The sequence below is a fragment of the Streptomyces sp. NPDC058240 genome (assembly GCF_042882135.1).
GTDB lineage: Bacteria > Actinomycetota > Actinomycetes > Streptomycetales > Streptomycetaceae > Streptomyces.
The window spans coordinates 181,101-208,024 of the sequence record NZ_JBHVWT010000012.1 but is presented as its reverse complement, the minus strand read 5'-3'; the positions used below and the strand labels follow the sequence as shown (position 1 = coordinate 208,024).

The following is a 26,924-nucleotide window of genomic DNA, read 5'->3' as shown; positions in this document are numbered from 1 at the left end:
CGGTACCGAAGCCGGTGCGGGCGGGGGGGGGGGTTTTTTTTTTTTTTTTTTTTTTTTTGTTTTTCCCTGGGTTGGGGGGTCTTTCTTTTCCGCCCCCCCCCCACCAAGCCGTTCCCGGATCAGCCGCAGCCGCCCGCGTGCCCCTCGTCCAGGCCGTACGCGGCTATGAAGCCGGTGGACGCGGTTCCCGGGGTGGCCAGTTCGTTCAGGGCGTCCACGTACTCTGCCAGCAGCTCGGCCCAGGGAGCTCCGCTGTCACGCACCAGCAGCTCCTGACCCACTGCTTCTCGTCGCTCGATTTCCGCCAGAACTTCCAGGGGGTGCTGAACCTGGGAGGGGCCGGGCTGGTTGTCGTACATCATTCCTCCTGTGTGAGTCCGGGCCCCGTTCAGGTCCCGCACCAACAGGTTCGGCGGTATCGATATATCAAATCCCCGGGACTTCTGTACGCGTCGATACAGAGCAGTACAGATCTCCATGGCTTCACGATGGAGGCCGTACAGAAGATGCGGGGAGAATCCTCGCCATGGAAAGTCGTATGAGGAGAATCGTTGTCGTGGGAGGCACGGCCGCCGGCTGGACCGCCGCCGCCCGGCTTGCGTCCGTATTTGGTGCCACGGTTTCCGTCGCGGTGCTCGAAACGCCGTCATCTTCGGCCGAAACCTCCGATACAGGCCTGGTCAGCGCCGTTCCGTCGACACTGCAACGAGAACTCTTCGACCGCCTCGGCGTCCCCGAGGACGAATGGATGCGGGCCTGTGGCGCTTCCTTCAAAACAGCCGTCCGCTATGTGAATTGGCGTACGGAAGGGGGTGCTGAAACTGCTCGGCGCATGGCTGGGGGAGGCGGTGTGGATCATTTCTACCGCCCCTGCGCGCCGCTGCCGGAGTGCGAGGAATTCACACTCCTCGAATGCTGGCGGCACCGGCGGAGCAGCGGAGAGACCATCGAGGCCTTCGATTACGCGTGTTTCCGTGAACCGCCACTGATGGACGCCGGGAAATCGCCGCGCTGGATGGACGGACGCGCGGCGGTTCCGTACGCCTGGCACATCGACACCCGTATGTTCACCGCATACCTGCGGAATCTCGCGATGCGGCGATTCGGTGTACGCGCGGTCCGCGACGAGCTGCTGTACGCCGAGCGCGACGAGCGCGGGATGCTGACCGTGCTGCACACCGTGAAGTCGGGCACGGTCGCCGGCGATCTCTTCCTGGACTGCACCGGGGGCGAGCGGCTGCTGCTGGGCGGGACGCTGGGGGAGCCCTTCGTCGACGCGCACGAGAACCTGGTGTGCGACAGCGCGGTCACCGTCACCCTCCCGCGGGAGGACGCGGCGCACGGCATCGAACCGTTCACCACCGTCACCGCGCTGCCCAACGGCTGGGCTTGGAAGATGCCGCTGCTGGGCAGGTTCGGCGCCGGCCACGCCTACGCACGCGACCGGACGGAGCCGGACGAGGCGTCGAGCGCTCTGCGCGAGCTGTGCGGCCCGCTCCCCGAGGGCGCCACGGTGCGGCACATCGACCACCGCATCGGGCGAAGCCGTCGCGCCTGGGTGAAGAACTGCGTCGCCGTGGGCGGAGCGGCGTTCGTCCTGGAACCCCTGGCGGACGACGGCCTGGGCGAGGTCCTGCACCAGATGGACCGCCTGGTACGGGACTTCCCGTCCCACGGGGACCGGGAGGCCCCGGCGGCGCGCTACAACCGTGCGGTCCGGGCCCGCTACGACGCGGCCCGTGACCTCACCCGGCTCCGGTACGCCCTCGCACCCCGGCGGGACACCCCGTTCTGGACGGCCGTGAGCGAACTCCCGCTGCCGGACGCCCTGCGGGAGTGCCTGACGGCCTACCGCGCGGGCCTGTCCCCGGACCCGGCCGCCCATGAAGTCGCGTACTACTGCCTGCTGGCCTCACTCACCACGGACCGCTCGGCACCCCGGTCCGCCCTGACCCATCGCCCGGCCGCCCGCCGGGCGGCGGAGGCCCGGTTCCTGCAGATCAAGCGCCAGCAGCAGATCCTGCTGGAGACGCTGCCCACGGCGCAGGAGTATCTGTACCGCCTCCACACCCGCCCGTCGCCCGCCGTTGCCGTCCGACGGCCCGACACAGGACGTCCGGTCGGGTACGCCGAACACGGCCGGGATGCTTCGCGCCCGCCCGTGCCGCGGCCCCGCGCGATCAGGTAGACCGGGACGCTGCTCCGCCCCTGTGGGAAACTCGGTCCTGCGCTGCGCAGGGGCGCCTCCTCGCGCCCGGGAGGGTGTGTTCCACCAGCCTGTCACCTCGAAGGGAGCTCTCCGGATGCGCATCGGGATCGTCGGCACCGACAACAGCCATGTCGACCAGATCATCCGCCACCTCAACGTCGACGAGGCCGGTGGCGACGCACGCGTCGTGGCGCTCAGCGGTGGGCGCGGTCGGCGCAACGACACACTGGCGGCCACCGGAGGCATCGCGGAGATCGTCGACGAGCCCACCGGGATGCTGGGGCTGGTCGACGCCGTCGTCGTCGCGGACCGGGACGGCGCGCACCACCGGGACCAGGCGACCCCCTTCCTGACCGAAGGCCTTCCGGTGTTCGTCGACAAGCCCCTCGCCCGCACCGTCGAGGACGCTCGGGCCCTGATCGACACCGCACGCGCCCATGACGCACCGCTCACCTCGTCCTCGGCGCTCCGCTGGATTCCCGACACCGACGCGCTGGTGGCCCGGTCGGCGCCGGGAGGGAAGTCGCACCTGGTCGTCGTGTCCGGTCCCGCCGATCCGGCCGGCGACCACGGCGGGATCTTCTTCTACGGCATCCACGCGGTGGACATCGCCCTGCGGCTCGCCCCCGGTGAGATCTCCGGAGTCCGGACGGACGTCACCGGCACCACGGTCACCGCGTCGTTCACCGCGGGCGACACCCGCGTCGTCGTGAACCTCGTCAAGCCCGGCAGCACGGAACAGATCCCCTTCCACGGAATGACGTTCACCCGGGAGAGCATGGTCCAGCAGACCCTCGTTCCGGGCGCGGACTACTGCGTGCCCGGCCTCGAAGCGTTCCTGGAGATGGCTCGCACGGGCAGGCCGCCGATCGGCTACGGGGATCTGCTGCGCCCCATCGAGGTTCTTGAATCCGTCGCCACCGCCCTGTGCGAGGCGCCGGCCGACATCCGGCCGTAACCCGAGCGCATGCACGCCCGGGTTACGGCCGGGCGAAGAGAATCGAGCCGACAGACATACCTCGCAGGGCAATTGGCCTGGTAGGCGTACTGCTCGGGCGTCCGGCCGCGCCGATTCAGTAAGCCCTCGCTTGACATGTGCAAGCTAAAGTGAATCACTATCTGTATTCGCATGGTCGCCATGGGTGATGACGATGTGACCTGGGGCACAAGATCCTTGACAGTCGCCGGGCGGTTGCCGAAAGCTCATTCATCATTGGTCTGGACCACAATGAATGGGCGGGGTTCATGTTCAAGCCGTCGCGTGCCTCTGCTGTGGGTGTGCTGCTCTCCAGGACTGAACGCCGTTTCAGATCAATGGCGTTGGCATCCGGGCGGAGCGCCGTCCGGGAGTCCGTACCGGTGTGCGCCGATGCCGCCCGGGAGAGCTGATGGACCAACAGCTCTCCGATGTACGCCTGGCATTGTGCGAGTTGTGGCAGGCGTTCGGTGCCGCCGCACTGCTGGTCCGATACGGCCCCGAGGCCCCCTGGCCGCATTCCTCCTGGGCCCGTGAGGCGCACGGGGCGCTGACGCCGCGTCTGAGGTCGGTGGTCGCCCTGGCCCGGCCACGCGGGCGCATTCCCTCGTTCCTGACGGGAGGCGTCACCTCCCGTCAGGCGGGTGTCGTCGATGAGCTCGACGACATGGCACGCGTATCGGCCGGACTCGTCCGTGACGAGCTCGCCCGTGAGTACCCGCAGGCGTTCGCGGACCCGTTGATCGCCGCCATGGTCCGCGACCCCGAAGCGCAACTCGGTTATCTGGCGGTCGAATTGTCGAACTTCTGGCGAACCGCGATCGAGCCGCGGGGGATCGGGCTGGCGCGCTCCCTGGAGGAGGAGATCCTCTTCCGCTCGCGCACCCTGGCGATGGGCGGGGGTGTGGCATTGCTCCGCGACCTCGGGATCCCGTTCGAGCACACGGACGGTGTGGATCGCGTGACCGCCGTGCCGATGCTGTTCGCGGACGCCACCCACTGGTGGTCGGTCGCCGACGGGCGGACCGTGGTCTCCTTCGCGGCGCGGGGAGCGGGACTCCTGTACGCCGATCCGGAGCGGGCCGGCGCCGAACAGCCCTCGCGCGAGGACCGGTTGGCGATCCTGCTGGGCCGGGGGCGCGCCTCCGTCGTCCGTGAACTGGCCGTACCGATCACCACGTCCGCGCTCGCCGACCAGCTGGGGCTGGCCGCGAGCACGGTCTCCCAGCACCTGTCGGCCCTGGTCTCGGCGGGCGTGGTCCAACGCCACCGGGCCGGCACCCGCGTCCTGTACGAGCTGAATCGTTCGGGTGTGACGCTGACGCAGTGTCTGATGAACAAGTGATCTTCCGGGCTGGTCCGTGGTCGGGCTCCTCACCAGCGGTTTCGCCGGAAACAGCCCGGCGGCGCGGTGCGTGGCCGAGGCGATTCGGCGTACACCGAAAGGCTTGTCCGCCGCCCTGCGGTCGACAAGAGTCGAGGTGGGGAACAGCTCGGCCGAAGGCCGGCACAACGCCGGACTCGTGAGGCCGACGGCGACCCGGCCCCGACGACCGGGCCACGTCCATCGCTCTGTCCCGACACACACACCGCGCCGACGCCGACGATGACGACGAGCGGAGGCCGTTCCCGGCGCCCACCGACATTTCGAGCCTGGAGTGATTGCATGCCGACGCCCGAACCGTATCTGCATCGAGCCCCTTCGGAACTCCCGTATTTCAGCTCGGACGGTGAGGCATACCTGGCACGGACACCACTGAGGGACATCCGCAAGTCGCGGGAGCTCCGGGTGCTGTCCGAGGAGGACTTCGACTTCTGGCAGACCCATGGCTACGTCATCGTCAGGGAGGCGATTCCCGCCGCCGCGGCGAAACGCCTGCTGGACTTCACCTGGGACTTCCAGGGGCTCGATCCGGCACGGCCCGAAAGCTGGTACGAGGACCGGCCGTTCCGGACCGATCTGGACCGGGAGCTGCATGTCTACGGCTTCGTCGAGGCGTACCATCACCAGCTCATCTGGGACAGCCGACAGGCGCAGCGCGTCTACGACGCGTTCGTCGATGTGTGGGACTGCGAAGAGCTGTGGGTGACGCTGGACCGGCTCAATCTCAATCCGCCCAACGTCAAGAACCGTGATCGCGCACTCATCGAGCCCACGGACAAGGGCTTCGACATCGAGCTCCACTGGGATGTCGACACCACGCTCGGCGTTCTGCCCCAACGGGTCCAGGGGATCATCGCGCTCAACGACACCCGGCCCGAGCTGGGCGGCTTCCAGTGCTCGCCCGAACTGTTCCGCCGGTTCGAGCAGTGGAAGACCACTCAGCCGGAGGACCGGGACCCGATCAGGCCGGACGCCGACCGGGGGGAGTTTCCCGTGGTCCGGCCCGAACTCGGGGCCGGGGACCTGCTGATCTGGAACGGTCTGCTCGCGCACGGGGTGGCACGCAACACCTCGGACAACGGTGTGCGCGCGGTCCAGTACCTCTCCATGATGCCCGCACTGGAGTCGCACGAAGAGTTGCGGTGCTCCCGGGTCGAATCGTGGCGACGGCTCAGCACGCCGGACTGGAACAGGACCCTGGTCGGTGACGCCACGAGGCATGAATCCCTCAGGTACGGCACCGCCGTGCTGAACGGCCTCGGCGAGAAGCTGCTGGGGCTGACGTCCTGGAACGAGCGGGAATCCGAACGGTCGACGGGAGAGCCGGCATGCGCAGCATCTGCCTGACCCTTCCCACGAACAGGGCCTGCGCCGCCACGATAGCGGCCGTGGGCGAGGAAGCGGACTACGCGGCCGGGCACTTCGGCGTCGAGGTGCATGTGCTGATCCTGGACTCCTCCGGGAAGCAGACGTTCACCGAGCACGCCCAGGTCGTCGGCGAGGCCCGCCGGGCGCCGAATGTGATCGTGCATCACCTCGGTGAAGCGGAACAGAGGCACTTCCTGCGGCGGGTGATCCGGCGTTCCGGTGTCCTCAAGCCGGATCTGATGCTCGACCTCATGCTCCCGGCCGGTGTGTCCTACGGCGCCTGCACCAATCGCGCGTTCCTGATCGCCGGTGCGCTCGGGTGCCACTCGGTGCACCGCAGGGATTCGGACAGCACGTACCAGGTTCTGAACGGTGAGACGGTCTTTCCCGTTCACCATGAGCTCAGCTCGCTCGGGAAGACCGCGGCCGACGCGGCGAGCGGTGTGTCCGAGACCGTGCTCGACCCGGAGCACGCGCCCAAACCGGTGGTGATGGTGGGCAGTTCATTCGTGGGTGAACTGTCGGTGGACATCGGCGAGATCTCCCGGCTGGACCGCGACATCTACCACGACGTCGTCGGTCTCTGGGCTCCTCGCCACTGGTCGGACGAGCAGAAGAGGGAACTGGTCGACGAATCCTTCAGGGGAGCGGGCACCGACCCGTTCACCGGCGATCACTCGACCCTGACCCATGTCGATCCCATGCGTGTGGACATGTGCAACATCAGCTTCCTGCACGAGGTGTACGAGCGGGTGCCACTGCCGCCCGCGACCGACACCATCGGCAGCGACTACTTCCTGATGCACCTGGTGCACGACGGCACCCTGCCCGGCGTTCTGCACAACCGCCACATCGTGAACTACTACACGGCCGAACGCCGGACCGATGCCGGATTCATGGCCTACCAGCTGCGGCTGACGAAGTTCTTCCTGTCGATGCTCTACTTCAACTTCATCTACGACCGCATGGCGGCGGCCGGCGCCTCGTTGATCGACGGCGATTTCCACCTCCGCCCCGAAGCGGTGGCCGAGTTGGCGAGGGAGAGCGCCGGGTCGGACCGCGAGGAGAACGTACACCGGCTGGACGTCCTCAACCGCTCCTACCGGAAACTGGGCGGCAGATACGCCGAGTTCGCCGACATCCTGGCATCGCGTGGTCGACGACTGCTCGAAGAGGCCCAGGCGGACATCGAGGACTTCGCGCTGCTGACCGAGGCCTGGCGTCCCCTGATGGAGGCGAGCAAGTCCACCAGCGTGCGTGGGCCGAGTACATCCACCAGCGTTCATCAGCCGATTCGCTAGGCGGGCGTGGATCATCATGCACCTGAATGCTCATATGCGCGCTGCGCTGGAAGCCGCCGACGAGGACCGGATCGTCTTCGATCTCGCGGGCATCGAAGCGCAGTACGACGCACTGCTACGGGAGTTGCCGGACATCTCCGTCCGCTTCGCCATGAAGGCCTGCCCCGTGGACGAGGTTCTCGGCCGTCTGGCGGGGAAGGGATCGGGTTTCGACGCGGCAAGCCCCAATGAGATCGCGCAAGCCCTCAGGACCGGCGTGCCGGTCGACCGGATTCATTACGGCAACACCATCAAGTCCGACGAGAACATCGCCGACGCCCACCGCCTCGGCGTGCGGGACTTCGCGACCGACAGCCTGGAGGACGTGGCGGCGTTAGCGGCCCACGCCGCCGGTTCCCGGGTGTTCTGTCGACTGGCCACCAGTGGGGACGGGGCGCTGTGGGGTCTCAGCCGGAAATTCGGCTGCTCCGCAACCGACGCGGTACTCGTCATGGAGGCCGCGCGGTCGGCCGGCCTGACACCGTCCGGCCTGTCCGTTCATGTCGGCTCGCAGCAGATGACGTCCGAGGCCTGGCAGGACGCCTTCGAGCTCCTTGCCGGCGTCCTCACGGACCTGAACCGGCGGGGCATCTTCCCGGACCACATCAATCTCGGTGGCGGCCTGCCCGCTCTCGGCTATCTCGACAGCCGGGGAACACCTCTGGATCCTCCGCTGGACAAGATCTTCGCCGTGATCCGGGAAGGCCTGCAGCACCTCGGGGCGGTCTCGGAATCCCCCCTCGACTTCGTCATGGAGCCGGGGCGTCATCTGGTCGCCGACCACGGCGCGATCAGGGCACATGTGTCACGGCTGTCCTCCCGACGGCAGATCGACGGTGCACGCGAGCACTGGCTGTATCTGAGCTGCGGAAAGTTCAACGGACTGTACGAGATGGACCAGTTGCAGTACCGGCTGCTGTTTCCCTCTCGTTCCGGCACGGAAAGCGTCCGGGCCGTTGTCGCGGGTCCCACGTGCGACAGCGACGACGCATACGACCACGAGCACGACCGCGTCGCCGTACCCGGATCCGCCGCATCAGGAGACCCGGTCTGGATTCTCTCCAGCGGCGCCTATGCCACCGGCTACATGACGCAGGGGTTCAACGGTTTCGATCCGCTTCCGTACACCTGCGTACACGGCGATTAGACGGGTCACGACGTGCGTATACGACACATCTCCGACAGCGACTGGGACGCCATCGTGGCGCTGGAAGCGGGTGCGTACACCGACGACGGCCTTTCGGAGGGGCGGGCGGCACTGCTGTCCCGGGCCCATGCCTCGCCGGCCACCTGCTTCGTCGTGGACCACGGGAACCGGACAGCGGGTTACCTGCTGGCCCTGCCCTACCCGATGTTCGAGTATCCGGATCTGAATCGTGCGGAGGACATCGTCTTCCATTCGCGCAATCTGCATCTGCACGACCTCGTCATCGCCGGGGAACTGCGTGGCAGGGGTCTGGCGAAGGGCCTGCTGCGTCATTTCACCGGAACGGCGGGATCGAAGGGGTACGAGGCGATCTCCCTGGTCGCCGTCTCCGGCAGCGGCACCTTCTGGGCGGCGAACGGATACCGGGCCCATCGGGAGGTCACGCCCCCGAAGAGTTACGGCGCGGACGCGGTGTACATGTCCAGGGCGGTGCCGGGCGTCCGCGGCAGCAGAACGAATCCCGCCCATGCGTCCTCGCATCGGGCACCTCTGGAAGACGAAGTGGGCTGATTACCAATGTTTGGCGTTCGTGATCAATTCCGCCGAGCGCAGCTCGCTATCGCGGCGTTGTTCTGCTTTCTCGGGTTCCAGTACGCGACCTGGGCATCACGGCTCCCCGCCATCAAGACACGGCTGGACCTGACGGAAGCGGAACTGGGCCTGTTGCTGATGGCCTGCGGTGCGGGCGCGGCCGCATCGTTCCCCCTCGTGGCGGTACTGATGAAGCGCATGGGCTCGCGACGCCTCGCGGTCGTGTCGGCGGTATGTCTGAGCCTGCTCCTGCCGGCCCTGTCGGCGGCGCCCAACTACCCGGTCGCCCTTGTTGTCATCTGCTGCGACGGAATCGCCGTCGGCAGCCTGAATGTCGCGATGAATGCTCAGGGGGCGGCTCTCGAAGTCACCTATCAGCGAACCGCCATGGCCAAGCTGCACGCCACGTTCAGCGCCGGTTCGTTGTTCGCCGCGCTTCTCGCGTCCGGTGTGAACCTGGTGACCACGGACATCGCCGTGCACTTCGGCGTGGCCGCCGTCCTCCTGCTCCTGCTGGTCGGCCTCACCCGGTCGGGCCTGCTGACGGAGGAACAGCGGCCTCGGGCCGAGGCCCCGGCGGAGGACCCGGTCCGGGCTCCGGAGAAGAGCCGTCGCAAGCTGAGCATGCCGTCCCGCGTGACGGTATGGATGGGCTGCGCGATGGTGTTCGGCACGGTGACCGAAGGTGCCATGAACGACTGGTCCGCGCTCTACATGAAGGACGTCGTCGACGCGGCGTCGGAGATGGCGCCCATGGGCATCGCGGTGGTTTCGGTCATGATGGTGCTGGCCCGTGTCTTCGCCGACGGCTGGCGCAGCCGCTGGGGCGACGGACGCATCGTCCGCGTCGGCAGCGTGGTGGCCGGTGCGGGGCTGGCGCTCGCCCTGCCGGCGGGCGGTGTCGTGCCGACGCTGATCGGTTTCGCCTGCGTCGGACTGGGCGTCGCGGCCGTGACGCCGTGCATCTACGTGGCGGCGGCAGCACAGGGTACGGACGCGCTGGCCCTGGTTGCCGCCATGGGAACGACGGGCCTGCTGGCCGGACCTGCGGTGATCGGCTTCATCGCCGGCGCCAGCAGTCTCGTCTGGGGAATGGGCGCCGTCGCCGCCTCGGCGATCCTCGTGTCCTTGTGCGCCACGCAGATCCGCTGGCCGAGACCCGCCGAGTCCTGAGGGAACCGCAAGGATGCCGAAGAGGCCGCTGACGACGGCGCTGTGGCCGATACAACACTGTGGAGTCGGCGCCCGCGCCGCCGACCGGTTGGGAGAGCCCGCGACAGCAGGCAGGATGGGGGAGTCCAGCAGGTAAGGGGAGATCATGATCGAGAAAATCCTGCCGTCCCGGGTAGCGGTGGCAGAGGCGTTCTCCGACCTGTCCGATGCCGTACTGCTGCCCGGCGAGGAGGAGCTGACCCGCGGCTTCGTGGCGAAGCGGCGCGGGGAGTTCGCCACGACGCGGCACTGTGCCCGCCGCGCGCTCGGCTCGCTGGGCATCGCTCCCGTCCCCATCCTCAAGGGCGAACGGGGTGCCCCGATCTGGCCGGAGAACACGGTCGGCAGCCTGACCCACTGCACCGGCTACCGCGCCGCCGCCGTGGCCCACCGGACGGATGTGCTCAGCATCGGCATCGACGCCGAGGAACACGCGCCGCTGCCCGGCGACGTGCACAACAGCATCGCGCTGGCGACGGAGCAGCGGCGGGAGCGCGAACTGCGCCGGGAGCACCCGGAGATTCACTGGGACCGTCTGCTGTTCAGCGCGAAGGAGGCCGTCTACAAGGCGTGGTTCCCGCTCACCCACCGTTGGCTGGGCTTCGAGGAGGCCGACATCGAGCTCCGTCTCGACGGCAGCTTCACCGCCGAACTGCTGGCCTCCGACCCGGTGCCGGCGACCGGGACCGGGTCGGAGGCGGTCCCCGCGGCCTTCCAAGGCCGCTGGTTGTCCGAGAAGGGCCTGGTGCTGACCGCGATCGTCGTCGGGAACGCCCCCGGCGCTCCGCGCGGAACGGGTGCGTAGGGACCGGGAAGCAGCGGCGCAGATCTCGTCCGACGGGTGGGTGTTCCCGTAACCTCTGTCCGCATGAGCGAAGATCACCCGGGCGAAGAGCGCAGGCGCGCACGTGAGTTGGGCATCCCCCTGACCGGTGAGCCGGGGCCGTGGAACGCGATCACGGACGTTCCCGGCGTGGAGGTCGGATACGTCACCCTCGTCGACGGCGACGACGTGCGCACCGGAGTGACCGCGCTGCTGCCACGCGGCCGGGACGGTGTGGGCACTCCCTGCGCGGCCGGCTGGCACTCGTTCAACGGCAACGGTGAGATGACCGGGACCGCGTGGATCGAGGAGACCGGCTCGCTCGCCGTTCCGGTGGTCGTCACCAATACGTACGCGGTCGGCCCGGTGCACCGCGGCGTGATCGAGTGGGTGCGCGCCAACTGCCGCGGCATGGCGCCGGAGTGGCTGCTGCCGGTCGTCACGGAGACCTGGGACGGCCACCTCAACGACATCCACGGTACGGCCGTGGAGTCCCGCCACGCGGCGGCCGCGATCGAGGCGGCGGCGTCCGGGCCGGTCGAGGAAGGATGCGTCGGCGGCGGAACGGGCATGCGCTGCTACGGCTTCAAGGGCGGCTCGGGCACCGCGTCGCGCGTCGTGGAGTACGGCGAGGACCGGTACACCGTCGGTGTCTTCGTCCAGGCCAACTTCGGCGCACGGCGCGAACTGGTGGTGGCCGGGGTGCCGGTGGGGCGCGAGCTGTCCGACCCGGTCGAGGCACCGGCCCCCGGAGCGGCGCCCGACGGGGAGCGCCCGGTGCCGCCCGGCGCGGGTTCGGTGATCGTGGTGGTGGCGACCGACGCCCCGCTGCTGCCGGGGCAGTGCAAGGCGCTGGCCCGTCGGGTGACGCTCGGCCTGGCCCGTACCGGCACCACCGGCAGTCACTTCTCCGGAGACCTGTTCCTGGCCTTCTCCACGGCCAACCCGTCCGCGCTGACCAGCACGTTCCCCGAGGACGACGACAGCGCGCCGTACGAGTCGATGCGCTTCGTTCCCTGGGGCCGGATGGACCCCTTCTACGGCGCCGTGGTCGAGTCGGTGGAGGAGGCGGTGCTCAATGTGCTGACCGGCGCACACGCGATGACCGGCCGGGCCGGACACCACGTCCCGGCGCTCCCGCTGGACCAGGTGACCGAACTCCTGGCGGCGCGGGGAGCGGTGTCGTAACGCATCGATCCCGTGCGGCCTCCACGGCGGGCTCGGGTCTTTCGTTTGGATCAGGCCGGATCAGGGAGCGGGGCACGCGAGCCCGGCATGGTCCAAACGAGAGACCCTAGCTGGCCCGGCACAGCTTCGTCGGCCATACTGCCCGCCGTGGAGCAGCGCATAGATCCGAACACTCAGCCCGGATACGCCGCGGGGACAGACCCGGCGTTCATCCCCGGTCTCACGGCCCCCGTCACGGCCGGGAAACCGGATACGAGCCTGGAGCAGACAGAGCTGGAGCAGACAGAACCGGAACAGACGGAGCGGGAACAGCCGGAGCCGGAAGGGACGGAGGAGAGGGCGTCCGAGGCCGCGGAGGCCGTGTCCGAGTCCGAGTCCGATTCGGAGTCGGACTCGGAAGAGGCCTCGGCGGCGGACGGGAAGGAGGCGGCGGACGGGAAGGAGGCGGCGGACGGGCCCGCGTTCGAGGTGAGCGACCGCCGCGGGTCGATCACCGCGGACCGTGAGGGCGTCCGGTTCCGGCTGGACGATCAGGAGGCCGAGTTCCGCTGGGACGAGATCGGCGCGGTCGAGGTGAAGACCCCCCGGTTCGGTCGCCGGTTCACCGTGACGGTCCATATGTCGACCCGACGATGGTTCAACGCCGAGGTCGAGGCGCCGGCCAGGAGCAGCCTCAAGGAGTGGGCGGCGGAACTCGACGCGGTTCTGGACGTCTACTTCGAGGAGTCCTGACCACGGAGAGGTGCCGTTCGAGAGGCCGGGCCGGCGGAGGGGACAACCGCCGGCCTTCTCGTGTACCGCCGGCTTCCTCGCGGGACCGTCGGCCTCCTCACATACCTCCGACCGGAGCGCGCGTGCCGCGCAGCGCGTCGAGTATGTGGGGCCAGGCGGCTGCCCCGAGGGCCGCGTCCGCCGCGGTCGAACCCCCGTACAGGAACTGCGTGGAGGCGGGCGCCGGGCCCTCGCCCGGCAGCCGTGGGCGGTGGCCCGCGTCGGGGCCGCCGATGACCCGTACGGGCAGGCCGGCCGCTCTGCGGCGGGCGGCCAGCTCCTCGGCAGAGCGCAGCGAGGGCCACATCGCGTCGCCGCCGCCCGCGACCAGGACGAGTTCGGCACCGGACCTCTCCACCGGGATTGCCGCCGCGTCGACGCGGTCGGCGAACGTCCGCCGGCTCTGCTCGTACCAGCCGAGGACGGCTACCGGATCGCCCTCCGGCCGTCCGGGCGCCGGTGCCCAGGAGTCGTCGAGGGGGACGTACGGCAGCGACTCACCGCGCCAGGTCCAGGAGGAGCGGTACGGGCGGCTCCGTCCGTCCCGGCCGGGGCCGACGTTGGCCCAGGTGACCGAGGTGGGCGAGAGCGCCACCACGGCGTCCACACCGGGCAGGAGCACGGACAGATGCAGGGCGGCCTCCGCGCCCTTGGACGTACCGAGGACGCCGATCCGCCGTGCGCCGCCCGCGCGAAGCACCTCGATGGCGGGCTCGAACGTCTCCAGCGGGACCTCGCAGATGCCCGGCGGCTGTCCGGGGCCGCCGAACCAGCGGATCGACAGGGCGGCGATGCCCTCCCGGGCCAGGAGCCTGCACCGCTCGTCCTCTATGCGCCCGCTGGACCCGGAGAGCACCAGCACTCCGACTTCCGCGTCGCGTACCGGCCCGCCCGCGGGCCTGGCGAGAAACCCCTCGCGAACGCCCCGGTGAAGGGCTTCATGAGGGGTTCCGCGAGCAGCCTCACGAGCGCTTTCGCCGGGGTCGCCGAACGTGCGCTCGACGATGTGCACCGGCCGGTCAGGCGTCCGTGAGCACGACGGAGCGGGTCAGGTGCCGGGGGCTGTCCGGGTCCAGACCGCGGGCGGCGGCGCGGGCGATTGCCAGACGCTGCACGCGTACCAGCTCGGCCAGCGGGTCCAGGCCGCTCTCCACCCAGCGGGCGCCGGTCGCCAGCACCTGCTCGGCGAGACCCTCGGGGGCGGTGCCGAACATCCAGGTCGCGGTGCCGGAGGTGGCGATGCTGATGGGGCCGTGGCGGTACTCCATCGCGGGGTACGACTCGGTCCAGGACAGCGACGCCTCCTTCATCTTGAGCGCCGCCTCGTTGGCGAGCCCCGCCGTCCAGCCGCGGCCGAGGAAGGTGAACTGGGTGCAGTCCACCAGGCCTTCGGGCAGCGGCTCGGCCAGCGCGGTCTCCGCGTCGCGCACCACCTCCTCGGTGTGCAGACCGAGGTGGGCGCGGAGCAGGGTGAGCAGCGTGGTGGCGAACCGGGTCTGCACGACGGACTGCTCGTCGGCGAAGTCGAGCACGACGGCGTCGTCGGCGGCCGTCATGACCGGGGTGTCGGGATCGGCGGTGATGGCCACTGTGCGGGTGGCACCACGCAGACGTTCGAGCAGCTCCAGCACCTCGGTCGTGGTTCCCGATCGGGTGAGGGCGACGACCCGGTCGTAGCCGCGGCCGAACGGGAACTCCGAGGCGGCGAAGGCGTCGGACTCGCCCTGGCCGGACCCCTCGCGGAGCGCGGCGTACGCCTGAGCCATGTAGAACGAGGTGCCGCAGCCGACGACCGCGATGCGCTCACCGGTGGCGGGCAGAGCGGCCGACTGGGTCTGGGCCAGCTCGGCGGCGCGACGCCAGCATTCCGGCTGACTGGCTGTCTCGATCTCGACAAATGACACTTTTGCACTCCGTACTCGTAGTGGGATGCTCGTTTGCGCACGTTATACGCGACCTGCGAGCATTATCAAGCATCCCGCTTGCAGGAGGCTTGACTGGGCGGAGCCTTGTGCGACGCTTGCGCGTGTCCGGTGACCGTACCCAAGGGGATGGGTGCCCGAAGCCCGGACTCGTGAGGAGAGTTGCCTTGTCCAGGGATGCCCGGTGGAACGCGCTGCTGGAACTCGTCGGTAAGAACGGCCGGGTGGACGTCGAGGACGCCGCCACGACGCTGGACGTCTCGGCCGCGACCATCCGCCGTGACCTGGATCAGCTCGCCGAGCAGCAGTTGCTCACCCGTACCCGCGGTGGCGCGGTGGCGCACGGCGTCAGTTACGAACTGGCCCTGCGCTACAAGACCGGACGCCACGCCCCGGAGAAGCAGGCCATCGGCCGCGCGGTCTCCGAACTGGTGGCCGTGGGCGAGGTGGTGGGGCTGACCGGCGGCACGACTCTGACCGAGGTGGCCCGTTCGCTGGCGGTGCGCTCCGACGTCGTCGGCGACAGCGCGGCCGGGATGGGCGGCCAGCCGACCCTGACCGTGGTCACCAACGCCCTCAACATCGCCAACGAGCTGGTGATCCGGCCGCAGATCAAGATCGTGGTGACCGGCGGGGTGGCCAGGCCGCAGTCCTACGAGCTGACCGGCCCGCTGGCCAGCGGGGTGCTGGGCGAGATCACGCTGGATGTCGCCGTGCTGGGCGTCAACGCGATCGACACCGAGCGCGGTGCGTACGTCCACCACGAGGGCGAGGCCAGTATCAACCGGCTGCTCGCCCAGCAGGCGCAGCGGGTGGTCGTGGCCGCCGACTCCTCGAAGATCGGCAAGCGCGCCTTCGCCCGGGTCTGCGATCTGGCGCAGGTCGACTTCCTGGTCACCGACAAGGGCATCACGCCCGAGGCGACCGCCCGCTTCACGGAGGCCGGCGTCACCGTCATCGCCGTGTGAGGCGACCCCCTCCCGTCCGGCGGTGACGCCGTCCCGCGAGGTCGGGTGCGGGCCGCCGTCCACCGCCGGCCGGCCTTGTCGGTGCCGCCGCGCGGTTCCACCCGGTGCCCGGTCTCGTTGCCGCACCGGCCGTAGTTGCCGCACCGGGCGCACAGGCATGTGCCGGCCGCGTCGTCCACGACCGAGCCGTGCGCGCCGTGGGCCCAGGCCGTCAGCGGTCCGGGCGCGCCCGCACGGGTCGTGATCGTGACCGGGGTTTCTTGCCGCCGCCGGCCGTCCCGGGCGCGGCGGTCGGACAGAAGTTGTTCACCGGCCTCTGCTTGAGAATGTTGGGGGATATGGCCCATCAGTGCAAGATCGAGCACTGGGGCCGCTTCTGAGTTGCGATCAACCGGCGGGCAAGAGGTTCGGTGATCACGTCGAGGTTCTTCCGTGACCGTTCTGCGTCCGCGCTGTGCCCCTGATGTGCCCGATTGCGGGCTTCCGCGGGGTCAAAACGAACCTCAGCCAGGACTTTTCGATGTCCTTAGATGTTCGTTACCCGTGTGAAATGAACAACTCTTGCCATTGAGGTGCATGTCGTGAACCATGTGGCTGTCGCCGCGAGGGAGCAACGGCCGCACTGTCACCGGTGCGTGTTGCAGTCGTGATCGCGGGACACTCCCCTTGCTCCATCAGCCCTGGAGGTGCCTGTGACGATGGCAGATGCGCCGGTCTCGGCCGTGCGGTCGCCTGTGCCGCAGCCCCATGACCCTGACGACACGACTCGCTCCGGCGGGAAGAAGCGCAAGGACATACGGGTACGACTACCGCTCCGGCACCGTCTCAGGCGGGACAGATCACTTCTGCTGTTCTGCCTGCCGGGTGTCCTGTACTTCGCTCTCTTCTTCTACCTGCCGCTCGCGGGCAACGTCATCGCCTTCCAGGACTACCAGCCGTTCCTGGGTTTCAAGCAGAGCCCGTTCGTCGGTCTCGCGAACTTCACGGCGCTGCTCTCCGAGCCGGAGTTCTGGAGTGCGGTCTCCAACACGCTGCAGATCACCGCGATCCAGCTGCTGCTCTACTTCCCGGCCCCGATCGCACTGGCGCTGCTGCTGAACTCGCTCATCAGCGAGAAGATCAAGCGGTTCATCCAGACCGTCGTGTACCTCCCGCACTTCCTGTCCTGGGTCGTCGTGGTCGCGATGTTCAAGCAGGTGCTCGGCGGCGCGGGTTCCGTCACCACGCTGCTGATGGAGCACGGGGTCAACATCGGCAATGTGATGACCGATCCCGGCACCTTCAAGCTGCTGATCACCGCCCAGGCCATCTGGAAGGACTGCGGCTGGGGGACGATCATCTTCCTGGCGTCCATCGCCTCGATCGACATGGGCCAGTACGAGTCCGCCGCCATGGACGGAGCCGGCTGGCTCCGCAGGATCTGGCACATCACCCTGCCGGGCATCCGGCCGGTGATCCTCATGCTGCTGATCCTGCGGCTCGGCGACATCCTCTCGGTCGGCTTCGAGCAGATCATCCTCCAGCGCGACGCGGTCGGTCCGGACGCCTCGGAAGTCATGGACACCTACGTCTACTTCCACGGCGTCATCGACGGCAGCTGGGGAATGAGCACGGCCGCCGGCCTGATGAAGGGCGTCATCGGATTCGCCCTCATCCTCGCCGCCAACAAGCTGGCCCACCGCTTCGGTGAGCAGGGAGTGTACCGATGAGTCAGCAGACCCTTGCGGCACGGCTGCGAACCGCCCGCCCCGGCGCCCGCGGCGGTGAGCGCCGCCGCGCCTCCTCCGGCCGCCCGCCGTGGATGGAACGGCCCCACTGGTACGGGCAGGGCGCGAAGGCCGCCGCCCTGGTCGTCCTGACCGTGATCGTGCTCTACCCGTTCGTCCTCGCCATCGGCACCAGCCTCGCCGGGCGGGAGGAGCTCAACGCCAACGGCGGATACGTCCTGCTGCCCAAGCACCCGACGCTGGAGGCGTACCGGGTCATCCTCTCCGGCGGAGTCGTCACCCAGGCGGCCGTGGTCTCCATCTTCATCACGCTGATCGGCACCGCGCTGAGCCTGGCCTGCACCGTGATGATCGCGTACGGCACCTCGCGGCCCGGCACCGTCCTCGGCAAGCCGATCCTGCTGCTGGTGCTGGGCACCTTCCTCTTCGCCCCCGGCATCATCCCCACGTACCTGGCCGTCCAGCAGTTCAAGATGCTCGACACCTACGCGGCGCTGATCCTTCCCGTACTGCTCAACGCGTTCAACATCGTTGTCGTGCGCTCGTTCTTCCAGAGCATTCCCGAGGAGCTGTACGACGCCGCGCGGATCGACGGCGCGAGCGAGGTGACCGTCCTCTTCCGGATCGTGCTGCCGCTCTCCAAGGCGGTCCTCGCCGTGGTCGGCCTCTTCTACGCGGTCGGGTACTGGAACAGCTTCTTCAACGCGGTGCTCTACCTCAACGACTCCAGCAAGTTCCCCATCCAGGTGATCCTGCGCAGCTATGTCCTCAACGGCCAGAGCATCAACGCGCAGGCCATGGGCGTGCACGCGATCCCGCCCGCGACCTCCTTGCAGATGGCCGTGCTGATCATCGCCATCGTGCCCATCTTCTGCGTCTATCCCTTCCTGCAGAAGTTCTTCGTCAAGGGCGTCCTCACCGGGGCGATCAAGGGCTGACCCGCCCGCCCGGACATCCCGTCGCCCCACGCACTTCACACACTTCAAGGAGCACCCATGTCCACCAACTTGTCCAGGCGCGGTTTCATGGGCGCGGCGGGGATCGCCGGCCTGACCGCGGCCGGTCTGACGTCCCTGACCGCGTGCGGCAGCGGCGCCACCATCAGCAAGGGCGGGGCCAAGGCGTCCGCCAAGCTGAAGCTCCCGGCGTACGTCCCCGCGCAGACCGCCCCCGCGGACCTCGCCGGGAACGCGGCCGGGCTGGATGCCACGTATCTGCGCTACCCGAAGAAGCTGACCAGGTCCGTGGCCAAGGCGCCCGGCGACGGCAGCCGGATCACGGCCCTCACCGAGACGTTCACCACGCCCGCCCCGCCGCAGGGCAAGAACGGCTACTGGCAGGAGCTGAACAAGCGTCTCGGGGCGCAGTTCGACATGACGATCGTCGTCGACCAGGGCGTCGACGCGTACCTCACCAAGTTCAACGCCATGATGGCCAGCGGCGACATACCCGACCTGGTCTGGTTCCCGCCGAACCAGGGCATCCAGCGCGTGCCCGAGCTGCTGGACGCCAAGTTCCACGACCTCACGCCGTACCTGTCCGGCGACGCCGTCAAGAAGTACCCGAACCTGGCGAACCTGCCGACCACCGCGTGGAAGACCGCCGTCATCAACGGCAAGATCCGCGGCGTCACCGTCGCCTACGGCTCCATGGGCCAGGTCTACGTCGTCAACGAGGACTTCTGGAAGCCGGTCGGCGGCGCCGAGTTCACCAGCGCCGAGGACTTCCTCGCCAAGGGCAAGGAGCTCCTCGACGCCAAGCGCAACAAGTACGTCCTGGAGCCGGCGTACGTGAACCACGTCGGCATGTTCAGCCAGTGGTTCGGCGCCCCCAGCGGCTGGCGGCTGGAGGGCGGCAAGCTGACGCACATGTACGAGACCGAGGAGTACCAGGAGGCCCTGGCGTTCGGAGTCAAGGTCGCCAAGGCCGGTCTCTTCTGGCCCGATCCCAACCTCTCCACCGTCATGGAGAAGATGGCGCAGGGCACGCTGGGCGCCTATGTGCAGTCCTTCCCCAGCTTCCTGGTCGACGTCAAGAACTACGACTTCCCGTTCGGCATCATCACGCCGTTCGCCGCCAAGTCCGGCGCGAAGCCGCGGTACAGCATGGGATACGGGTCCGTCGGCTACACCGCCATCAACAAGAAGGCCGACGACAAGCGGGTCAAGATGCTGCTGGGCGTGCTGGACTACCTGGCCGCGCCCTTCGGTACCGAGGAGCGGCTCTTCCTCGACAACGGCATCGAGGGCACGCACTTCACCCACGCGTCGAACGGTGACATCGAGCTCACGCCGAAGGGGACCGCGGAGGCGGTCACCACCGCCATGCCGCTCGCCTTCCTGGCCGCCGGCCCCGAGTACATCTACCTGCCGGGCAAGGCGGAGCTGGCAGGCCGGATCCACGGCTGGCAGCAGGAGCTCCTCAAGATCAACCAGACGAACCCGACGAGCGGCCACTTCTCCGACACGTCCACCAGCAAGAGCGCCTCCCTCACCACCGCCATGAGCGACTGCCAGAAGGACATCGTCGCGGGCCGCAAGCCGATCTCCGCCTACAAGGAGGAGCTGCGCAAGTGGCGCTCCGGCGGCGGCGACAAGATGCGCGCCGAGTTCGAGGCCTCGCTCGCCGGCAAGTAGCCGCAGTCAGTAGTCTCCGCCCGCACCACCCCGTACAGACAGAAGGGACCCCCGTGTCAGACCTGCGACTCGGCGTCATCGGGCTCGGCCTGCGCCGTTCCATCGCGATGTCCGCCCACCACCCCGGACAGGGTTCGGCGATCACCGCCGTCTGCGACCTCGACCCCGAGGTGCGCCGGCGCGAGGCCGAGCGCTTCGGCACCGAAGTCGCGGTCGAGGACTACAAGCTGCTCCTCGGCCGGGACGACCTCGACGCGATCATCGTCGCGACCCCGGACGACACCCACGAGACCATCGCCATCGACGCGCTGCGGGCCGGCAAGGCCGTCTTCGTCGAGAAGCCGCTCGGGATCACCGTCGAGAGCTGCGACAACATCCTGCGCGCCGCGTACGAGACCGGCACCCGGCTGTACGTCGGACACAACATGCGCCACATGGGCGTCGTGCGGCTGATGCGCGACATCATCGCCCGCGGCGACATCGGCGAGCCCAAGGCCGTGTGGGTGCGGCACTTCGTCGGCTACGGCGGTGACTACTACTTCAAGGACTGGCACGCCGACCGGACCCGCACCACCGGCCTGCTGCTCCAGAAGGCCGCGCACGACATCGACGTCCTGCACTGGCTGGCCGGTGGCTACACCCGCCGCGTCAACGCGCTCGGCGACCTTCTCGTCTACGGCGACCTGCCGCGCCGCGAGGCGGACACCCCGCGCCCGGCGAACTGGCTGCGCGAGTTCGACTGGCCGCCGACGGCCCGCAAGGACCTGCACCACATCGTGGACGTCGAGGACGTCTCGGTGATGAACATGCAGCTCGACAACGGCGTCGTGGCCGCCTACCAGCAGTGCCACTTCACCCCCGACTACTGGCGGAACTACACCGTCATCGGCACCGAGGGCCGCCTGGAGAACTTCGGTGACAGCCCCGGTGACGAGGTCAAGGTCTGGAACACCGGCCCCAGCGGCTACCGCCGCGACGCCGACATCACCTACCGGGTTCCGGAGGCCGGTGGGTCGCACGGCGGCGGGGACACCCGGATCATGGAGGAGTTCTGCCGGTTCGTGCGCGACGGGGGCGTCACCGACACCTCGCCGGTCGCCGCGCGGATGAGCGTCGCCGCCGGTGTGCTCGCGACCCGTTCCCTGCGCGAGGGCGGTGCGCCGTTCGAGGTGCCGGCCCTCGACCCGGAGCTGATCGCCTACTTCGAGGGCGGCCAGGTCCGCCAGTAGTCGGTACGACGGGTGCGACTCGTTCGCCGCCCGGGAGACCTCCGGGGACAGCGCCTTCCGGCGCTGACCCCGGAGGTCTTTTTTGCGACTGTTTTCGGCCATGCTCGGTGGGTAATCGGCTCATTCCGGTTTGGCGACCGCTCGGCAGCTGTTCGCCGCGACGCGTGACACCGTCGGGTGAATTGAGAAGGTTCATCCGGAAGGTGACAGGTGGGGGCGGGGTGCGCCGGTCTCGCAGGGTCACCATGGCTCCGCTGCCGGGGAGCGGGAGCGATGAATTTGCGCCAACGGGACCTCATGGTGGCCGAGTTCGAACGCGTGGCCGGATTTCGGTCGGCATAATCGCGTCCATGTCGATCACGGGTGGAGACGTCGTTGACCTGGGGCGGGGCCTTTACGCATGGCTCCCGCCGAAACGGGGCTGGGGGCTGGCGAACTGCGGTCTGCTCGTCTCGCCCCGCGGTGCGCTCTGGATCGACACCCCGTACGACGCCGTGCTGGCCGGCCAGTTCCTGGCCGAGTCCACGAAGCGGCTGCCCGACGGCGTCCACGTCGACCGGGTGATCGTCACCCATGCGAACGGGGACCACTTCTGGGGCGCGGGCGTACTCCCGGACGCGGAGATCATCGCCACCCGCGAGGCCCGCGAGCACATCCACTACGAACCCACCCCGAAGCAGCAGCACGCCCTCGTCGCCGCAGGCGATCCGGCCACCCCGCTCGGCGGCTATCTCGCACGTCACTTCGGCCCCTTCGACTGGTCGCAGACCGAGCCGGTGGTGCCGACCACCTACTTCACGGGCGAGCTCGAACTGACCCTGGGGGAGTACCCGGTCCAGATCTCCGCGCTTCCGTCCGCGCACACCACCGGCGACCTGATGGTCCATCTGCCCGTGCAGGGTGCCGTGTTCACCGGGGACATCATCTTCTCCTCCACCCCGGAGCAGCCGGGCGACCACCCGGTGCACTGGGCGGGTCCGCTGAGCAATCTGATCGCGGCCTGCGAACGCGTGCTGGCCACCGGCGCCGAGACCGTCGTCCCGGGACACGGCCCGCTCCTCGACCGGGCCGGGGTGCGCGACCACATCGTGTACCTGGAGTACGTGCGCGAGCGCGCCCACGCCTTCCACACGGCAGGGATTCCCGCCGTCGAGGCCGCCCGCCGGGTCATCGGCGAGGGGCGCTACCCGGAACTGGGCCTGCCCGAGCGGCTGGTGGTGACCATCGGCAGCGAGTACCGGCAGCTCGACGGCTCCGAACTGCCCGGAGTGCTCCAGGTGATGACCGAGGTCGCCGTGGTCGCTCAAGAATTGGAGCAGCCGGATGAGCCGGCGGGCCCCGCGGAGCGGTAGGCGGAGCATCTGCCGCCGCTTCGGCCGGAAGACCGATCCGACAACAGAAACGCGGTGACGGCATGGGATGGATAAAGGCGGTGATCGCCGTCGCCGCTGCCGTGGCGGCAGCGGTCCGCGCACAGAACTCGGCACGCGCCGAACACATCGCCCTGGCCCGCGCAGAGCTGGCCGAACGCCAGTCGAGGGCCGCCGAGGCCCGTACCGCGGCCCTCACCGACGAGATCCGCCAGCTGGCCCACAACCGGATACCCGCCGCCGCGCTCGCCCTCTCCCATCCCACCGCCAAGGTCCCCGGACTGCGGGAGGCGGCCGAGGTCGACGGCGATTCCGCGCGGCTGCTCACCGAGGCGGTGCAGGCCGCCCGCAAGGCCGTCGTCGAGGAGCGCGGGCGCGTCGACGCGGCCGCCCGCGCGGCGATGCGCGGCACCTCCGCCAAGATCCAGTCCCTGCTCAACCAGTCCCAGCAGCTGCTGCACGAGCTCCAGCACGAGTACGACGACCCGCGCATCCTGCAACTGGACTTCCGCAACGAGCTGGCGCTGCGGCGCACCCAGGCCACCGCGGTGCTCTGCGACGCCTGGCCGGGCCTCGCCCGCCAGAACTCGCCGCTCGTCGAGATCGTGCTCGGTGCCCAGTCCCGGGTCGCCGGCTACGAACGCGTCAAGGTCGCCAACCACCTGCGCGACGAACGGCTCGCGCTCGTCGCCCGCGCCGCCGAACCCCTCGCCATCGCACTGGCCGAACTGCTCGCCAACGCCACCGCCTACTCGCACCCCGACACCGATGTCCAGGTCACCCTCCAGCAGAGCGGCGGCCGCGGCGCGTTCCTGGTGGTCGACGACGCGGGCATCGGCATGGACGACGACGCGCTCGACCACGCACGGGCGCTGCTGGCGGGCCCGCCCGAAGTCCTCCTGACCGAGCTGGGCGACCCGCCGCAGACCGGCTTCGCCGTCGTCGGCCGGCTGGTGCTGCAGTACGGCTTCAACTGCCACATCGAGGCATCGCCGTTCGGCGGCATGCGCACGATCCTGCGCGTCCCCGCCCATCTGCTGACCGTGATGGAGGAGGACCGCAGCCTCTCCGCCCTGGCCCCGAAGCCGGTGCAGGCGCAGGCCACTTCCGCCGTTCCCGCCCCGACCGAGCAGGAGACCGCCCCCGTGCCGCAACCCGCCGGCGGGGAGGCTGCCGCGCTGCCCAGCCGACGCCGACGCGCCCCGCGTCCGGCCCCGGCCCGCCCCGCGTCCGCCGACGCCGCCCCGGGCCGCGAACAGGTGCCCCGTACACCGGAGCAGGCCGGGGCTTCCTGGGCGGCACTCCAACAGGGCACCCTCAACGGCAGGAGCGTCGCCGGGCGGCCATCCGCACCGGCACCGGACGACCACGACCACCCGGACGACCGGGACGAGCAAGGAGACGACCAGACGTGAGCGCCCCCACTTCCACCACCGGTGACCTCGCATGGGTGCTGACCCCGCTGCTGGAGCTGCCCGGAGTCCAGCACGCCGTGGTCGCCACCGGAGACGGTCTCGTCGAGGGCGCGTCGCCCGGCCTGGACCGGGCGTCCGGCGAGCGGGTCGCCGCCATGACCGCCACGCTGCACGCCGCGGCACGCGCGTTCACCACGGCGTTCACCGATGTCGAGGCACCGCGCCTGGCCCAGACCGTCGTCGAGTCCGACCAGGGCTTCGCCATCGTCGTACCGGCCGGGAACAACACCACGCTCGCCCTGTTCGCGGAACCCGGAGCCAAGCTCGGCGACATCGCGTACCAGATGCAGGTGCAGGTCACCGCCCTGACCCGGGCGATGAACGCACCCGCCCGCCTGCCGGACACCACCGCCCGGCCATGACCTCCGGCCCAGGGCGCCGTCTGATACCCCCCTATCTGGTCACCGGCGGCCGGACCCGGCCCGCCGGTCCCGTGCTCGACCGGCTCGACGTACTCGTACGCGCCGACACCGAGCTGCCCCCGGACACCGGCTCGGAACAGCGCAGACTGTGCGAGCTGCTCGAACCGGGGGCGCTCACCGTCGTCGAGTGCGCGGCCCACCTGGACCTGCCGGTCAGCGCCACCGTCTTCCTGGCCACGGACCTCGCGGCCGCCGGACATCTGCACACCCGACCGCCCATCCCCAGTGCCGGGGAGATCGACCGGTCGCTCGTCGAGAGGCTGCTCGTTGGACTCCGCTCCCTCCACTGACCGCACCGGCATCGGCTATCTGCCGCCTGCCGCCCGGACCCTGATGAAGCTCGTCGTCACGGGTCCGTTCGGCGTCGGCAAGACCACCCTGATCCGTACGCTGTCGGAGATCGCCACGCTCCACACCGAAGAGGCGATGACCCAGTCCAGCACCCGGCTCGACGACACCGCCGGGCTGCCGGACAAGACCACGACCACCGTCGCCATCGACTTCGGCCGGCTCACCGTCCTGGACGACCTGGTGCTCTACATGTTCGGCACCCCCGGCCAGCAGCGGTTCCTGCCGCTCTGGGAGGACATCGCGCGCGGTGCGCTCGGCGCACTCGTCCTGGTCGACACCCGCAGACTCGCCGACTCCTTCGCGGTCATGGACATGGTCGAGGAGCAGGGCCTGCCGTACGCGGTCGCGGTCAACCGCTTCCCCGACGCCCCCGCCCACACCGACGAGGTCCTGCGCAAACACCTCGACCTCGCAGCCGAGACCCCCCTGGTGCAGTGCGACGCCCGTGAACGCCGCGGCAGCATCGATGCGCTGATCGCGCTGGCCGAGCACGTGCTCACCAGGATGCCCAGGCCCGAGGACCCGTCATGACACCGTACGCACAGCCGCCGCAGCCCCTCGCCCTGTACGGTCCGGAATTCGCCGCCGACCCGCGGAGCCACTACCGACGCCTGCGAGAACACGGGCCTCTCGCGCCCGTCCGGCTCGCCCCGGGCATCGACGCCCTGCTGGTCACCGACTACCAGGCCGCCGTCGATCTGCTGCGCGACACCCACACCTTCACCAAGGACCCGCGCGCCTGGCAGGCCACGGTGCCCGACGACTCGCCGGTCCTGCCCATACTCGGCTACCGGCCCACCGCGCTCTTCAGCGACGGCGACGTGCACGCCCGCTACCGCGACGCCATCAACGACAGCCTCGCCCTGATCGAGCCGCACGTCCTGCGGGCCGAGGTCGCCCGGGTCGCCCGGCGGCTCATCGGCGAATTCGCCGCCACCGGAAGCGGCGATCTCATCGCCCAGTACGCCCGACGGCTGCCGCTGCACGTCTTCGTCACCTGGTTCGGTGTGCCGCCGGGCGACGGCGAACGCATCGTCAACGGCATCGCCGGCATGTTCAACTCGGCCGAGAACGCCGCCACCGCGTACGCCGACCTCGTCGAGGTCGTCACCGAACTGGTCGCCGACCGGCGCACCCGGCCGCGCCGCGACCTCACCTCGTACCTCCTCGGTCACCCGGCCAATCTCGACAACGACGAGACTGTGCGTCAGATCACCCTGATCATGAGCGCGGGCCACGATCCGACAACGAATCTGATCGGCAACGCACTGCTGCACATGCTCACCGACGCCCGCTACGCCGGTTCGCTGCACGGCGGGGCGATGACGGCGCACGAGGCGATCGACGAGGTCCTCTGGCAGGACCCGCCGCTGGCCAATCTCGCCGCCCACTACCCGCGGCACGACACGGAGTTCCACGGCGTGCGGCTGCGCGCGGGACAACTCCTCCTGGTCTCCTACGCCGCGGCCAACACCCGCTCGGCGCCCGGACTTTCGGACCCCACGGTCCGCTCCGGGGCCAGCGCCCACCTCGCCTGGTCCGCGGGTCCGCACCGATGCCCGGCGAAGCAGCCGGCGCTCCTGATCGCCATGACCGCGATCGAGCAGCTCACCAGTCAGCTGTGCGACGCGGAACTGGCCGTTCCGGTGCGTGCTCTGAAGTGGCGTCCGGGACCGTTCCACCGCGCGCTGGTCCGGCTTCCGGTACGGTTCACCCCCGTCGACATGAGTGCGGAAGCACACCGGCTCAGGTCCGCCGGGGAGGCCGAGGACGGGCCGCCGGCGGTGTCGATCGGCCCATGAACCGTGTCGGTGG

General features: G+C 69.4%; 25 protein-coding genes. 22 read left to right on the top strand and 3 right to left on the bottom strand.

Annotation, left to right across the window (positions count from 1 at the left end):
- Window positions 1–119: 119 nt before the first annotated feature.
- Window positions 120–362 (bottom strand): DUF6269 family protein, encoded by a 243-nt coding sequence (locus ACFVX4_RS21395; protein WP_389979577.1) that lies wholly within the window; start codon window positions 360–362, stop codon window positions 120–122.
- Window positions 363–526: 164 nt separating this feature from the next.
- On the opposite strand from ACFVX4_RS21395, the gene ACFVX4_RS21390 reads away from it, so the two are divergent.
- From ACFVX4_RS21390 to ACFVX4_RS21340, 11 genes are all read left to right on the top strand, one after another.
- Complete coding sequence (locus ACFVX4_RS21390) at window positions 527–2,188, top strand: tryptophan 7-halogenase (protein ID WP_389979574.1); 1,662 nt, start codon at window positions 527–529, stop codon at window positions 2,186–2,188.
- A gap of 115 nt (window positions 2,189–2,303) precedes the next feature.
- The gene (locus tag ACFVX4_RS21385; RefSeq protein WP_389979571.1) at window positions 2,304–3,167 is read left to right on the top strand and encodes a Gfo/Idh/MocA family protein; all 864 of its coding nucleotides are present in this window, start codon (window positions 2,304–2,306) and stop codon (window positions 3,165–3,167) included.
- Window positions 3,168–3,597: 430 nt separating this feature from the next.
- Window positions 3,598–4,530: an ArsR/SmtB family transcription factor gene (locus ACFVX4_RS21380; protein WP_389979568.1), complete on the top strand. Its 933-nt coding sequence runs from the start codon at window positions 3,598–3,600 to the stop codon at window positions 4,528–4,530.
- Window positions 4,531–4,851: 321 nt separating this feature from the next.
- Window positions 4,852–5,916: a phytanoyl-CoA dioxygenase family protein gene (locus ACFVX4_RS21375; RefSeq protein ID WP_389979565.1), complete on the top strand. Its 1,065-nt coding sequence runs from the start codon at window positions 4,852–4,854 to the stop codon at window positions 5,914–5,916.
- Window positions 5,898–7,238: a DUF6271 family protein gene (locus ACFVX4_RS21370; protein ID WP_389979562.1), complete on the top strand. Its 1,341-nt coding sequence runs from the start codon at window positions 5,898–5,900 to the stop codon at window positions 7,236–7,238. Before ACFVX4_RS21375 ends, ACFVX4_RS21370 begins: the two co-directional genes overlap by 19 nt.
- 16 nt (window positions 7,239–7,254) lie before the next feature.
- The gene (locus ACFVX4_RS21365; protein WP_389979559.1) at window positions 7,255–8,424 is read left to right on the top strand and encodes a type III PLP-dependent enzyme; all 1,170 of its coding nucleotides are present in this window, start codon (window positions 7,255–7,257) and stop codon (window positions 8,422–8,424) included.
- Between the two features lie 18 nt (window positions 8,425–8,442).
- Window positions 8,443–8,994, top strand: coding sequence for a GNAT family N-acetyltransferase (locus ACFVX4_RS21360; protein ID WP_389979603.1), 552 nt, complete (start codon window positions 8,443–8,445; stop codon window positions 8,992–8,994).
- Window positions 8,995–9,000: 6 nt separating this feature from the next.
- Complete coding sequence (locus ACFVX4_RS21355; RefSeq protein ID WP_389979556.1) at window positions 9,001–10,188, top strand: MFS transporter; 1,188 nt, start codon at window positions 9,001–9,003, stop codon at window positions 10,186–10,188.
- Between the two features lie 145 nt (window positions 10,189–10,333).
- A complete protein-coding gene (locus tag ACFVX4_RS21350) occupies window positions 10,334–11,032 on the top strand; it encodes a 4'-phosphopantetheinyl transferase (protein ID WP_389979553.1) in 699 nt (232 codons plus the stop codon).
- A gap of 63 nt (window positions 11,033–11,095) precedes the next feature.
- Window positions 11,096–12,238 (top strand): P1 family peptidase, encoded by a 1,143-nt coding sequence (locus tag ACFVX4_RS21345; protein ID WP_389979550.1) that lies wholly within the window; start codon window positions 11,096–11,098, stop codon window positions 12,236–12,238.
- 147 nt (window positions 12,239–12,385) lie between these two features.
- Window positions 12,386–12,970, top strand: coding sequence for a hypothetical protein (locus ACFVX4_RS21340; protein ID WP_389979547.1), 585 nt, complete (start codon window positions 12,386–12,388; stop codon window positions 12,968–12,970).
- Window positions 12,971–13,067: 97 nt separating this feature from the next.
- Here the strand turns inward: ACFVX4_RS21340 and ACFVX4_RS21335 are convergent, their stop codons facing one another.
- Entirely contained in the window at window positions 13,068–13,865 is a 798-nt protein-coding gene (locus ACFVX4_RS21335; RefSeq protein ID WP_389979544.1) for an acyl-CoA thioester hydrolase/BAAT C-terminal domain-containing protein, read from the bottom strand.
- Window positions 13,866–14,028: 163 nt separating this feature from the next.
- Entirely contained in the window at window positions 14,029–14,913 is an 885-nt protein-coding gene (locus tag ACFVX4_RS21330; protein ID WP_389979541.1) for an SIS domain-containing protein, read from the bottom strand.
- Between the two features lie 185 nt (window positions 14,914–15,098).
- Between ACFVX4_RS21330 and ACFVX4_RS21325 the strand changes: the two genes are divergently transcribed.
- The 11 genes from ACFVX4_RS21325 (at window position 15,099) to ACFVX4_RS21275 (ending at window position 26,911) form a co-directional block, all read left to right on the top strand.
- Entirely contained in the window at window positions 15,099–15,899 is an 801-nt protein-coding gene (locus ACFVX4_RS21325) for a DeoR/GlpR family DNA-binding transcription regulator (protein WP_389979538.1), read from the top strand.
- A 698-nt stretch (window positions 15,900–16,597) separates the two neighbouring features.
- Window positions 16,598–17,608, top strand: coding sequence for an ABC transporter permease (locus ACFVX4_RS21320; protein ID WP_389979535.1), 1,011 nt, complete (start codon window positions 16,598–16,600; stop codon window positions 17,606–17,608).
- Entirely contained in the window at window positions 17,605–18,564 is a 960-nt protein-coding gene (locus ACFVX4_RS21315; RefSeq protein WP_389979532.1) for a carbohydrate ABC transporter permease, read from the top strand. The genes ACFVX4_RS21320 and ACFVX4_RS21315 overlap by 4 nt, the downstream gene beginning before the upstream one ends.
- 57 nt (window positions 18,565–18,621) lie before the next feature.
- Window positions 18,622–20,262, top strand: a complete 1,641-nt coding sequence (locus tag ACFVX4_RS21310; RefSeq protein WP_389979529.1) for a hypothetical protein — start codon at window positions 18,622–18,624, stop codon at window positions 20,260–20,262.
- A 53-nt stretch (window positions 20,263–20,315) separates the two neighbouring features.
- Window positions 20,316–21,491: a Gfo/Idh/MocA family protein gene (locus tag ACFVX4_RS21305; RefSeq protein ID WP_389979526.1), complete on the top strand. Its 1,176-nt coding sequence runs from the start codon at window positions 20,316–20,318 to the stop codon at window positions 21,489–21,491.
- Window positions 21,492–21,841: 350 nt separating this feature from the next.
- Window positions 21,842–22,843 carry an MBL fold metallo-hydrolase gene (locus tag ACFVX4_RS21300; protein WP_389979523.1) on the top strand — a complete coding sequence of 334 codons (1,002 nt, stop codon included), beginning with the start codon at window positions 21,842–21,844 and terminating at the stop codon, window positions 22,841–22,843.
- A gap of 62 nt (window positions 22,844–22,905) precedes the next feature.
- Window positions 22,906–24,276, top strand: coding sequence for an ATP-binding protein (locus tag ACFVX4_RS21295; RefSeq protein ID WP_389979520.1), 1,371 nt, complete (start codon window positions 22,906–22,908; stop codon window positions 24,274–24,276).
- A complete protein-coding gene (locus tag ACFVX4_RS21290; protein WP_266428095.1) occupies window positions 24,273–24,698 on the top strand; it encodes a roadblock/LC7 domain-containing protein in 426 nt (141 codons plus the stop codon). The genes ACFVX4_RS21295 and ACFVX4_RS21290 overlap by 4 nt, the downstream gene beginning before the upstream one ends.
- Complete coding sequence (locus ACFVX4_RS21285) at window positions 24,695–25,048, top strand: DUF742 domain-containing protein (protein WP_389979515.1); 354 nt, start codon at window positions 24,695–24,697, stop codon at window positions 25,046–25,048. The genes ACFVX4_RS21290 and ACFVX4_RS21285 overlap by 4 nt, the downstream gene beginning before the upstream one ends.
- Complete coding sequence (locus tag ACFVX4_RS21280) at window positions 25,026–25,640, top strand: ATP/GTP-binding protein (protein ID WP_389979512.1); 615 nt, start codon at window positions 25,026–25,028, stop codon at window positions 25,638–25,640. The genes ACFVX4_RS21285 and ACFVX4_RS21280 overlap by 23 nt, the downstream gene beginning before the upstream one ends.
- Window positions 25,637–26,911 (top strand): cytochrome P450, encoded by a 1,275-nt coding sequence (locus ACFVX4_RS21275; protein WP_389979509.1) that lies wholly within the window; start codon window positions 25,637–25,639, stop codon window positions 26,909–26,911. Before ACFVX4_RS21280 ends, ACFVX4_RS21275 begins: the two co-directional genes overlap by 4 nt.
- Window positions 26,912–26,924 lie beyond the last annotated feature (13 nt).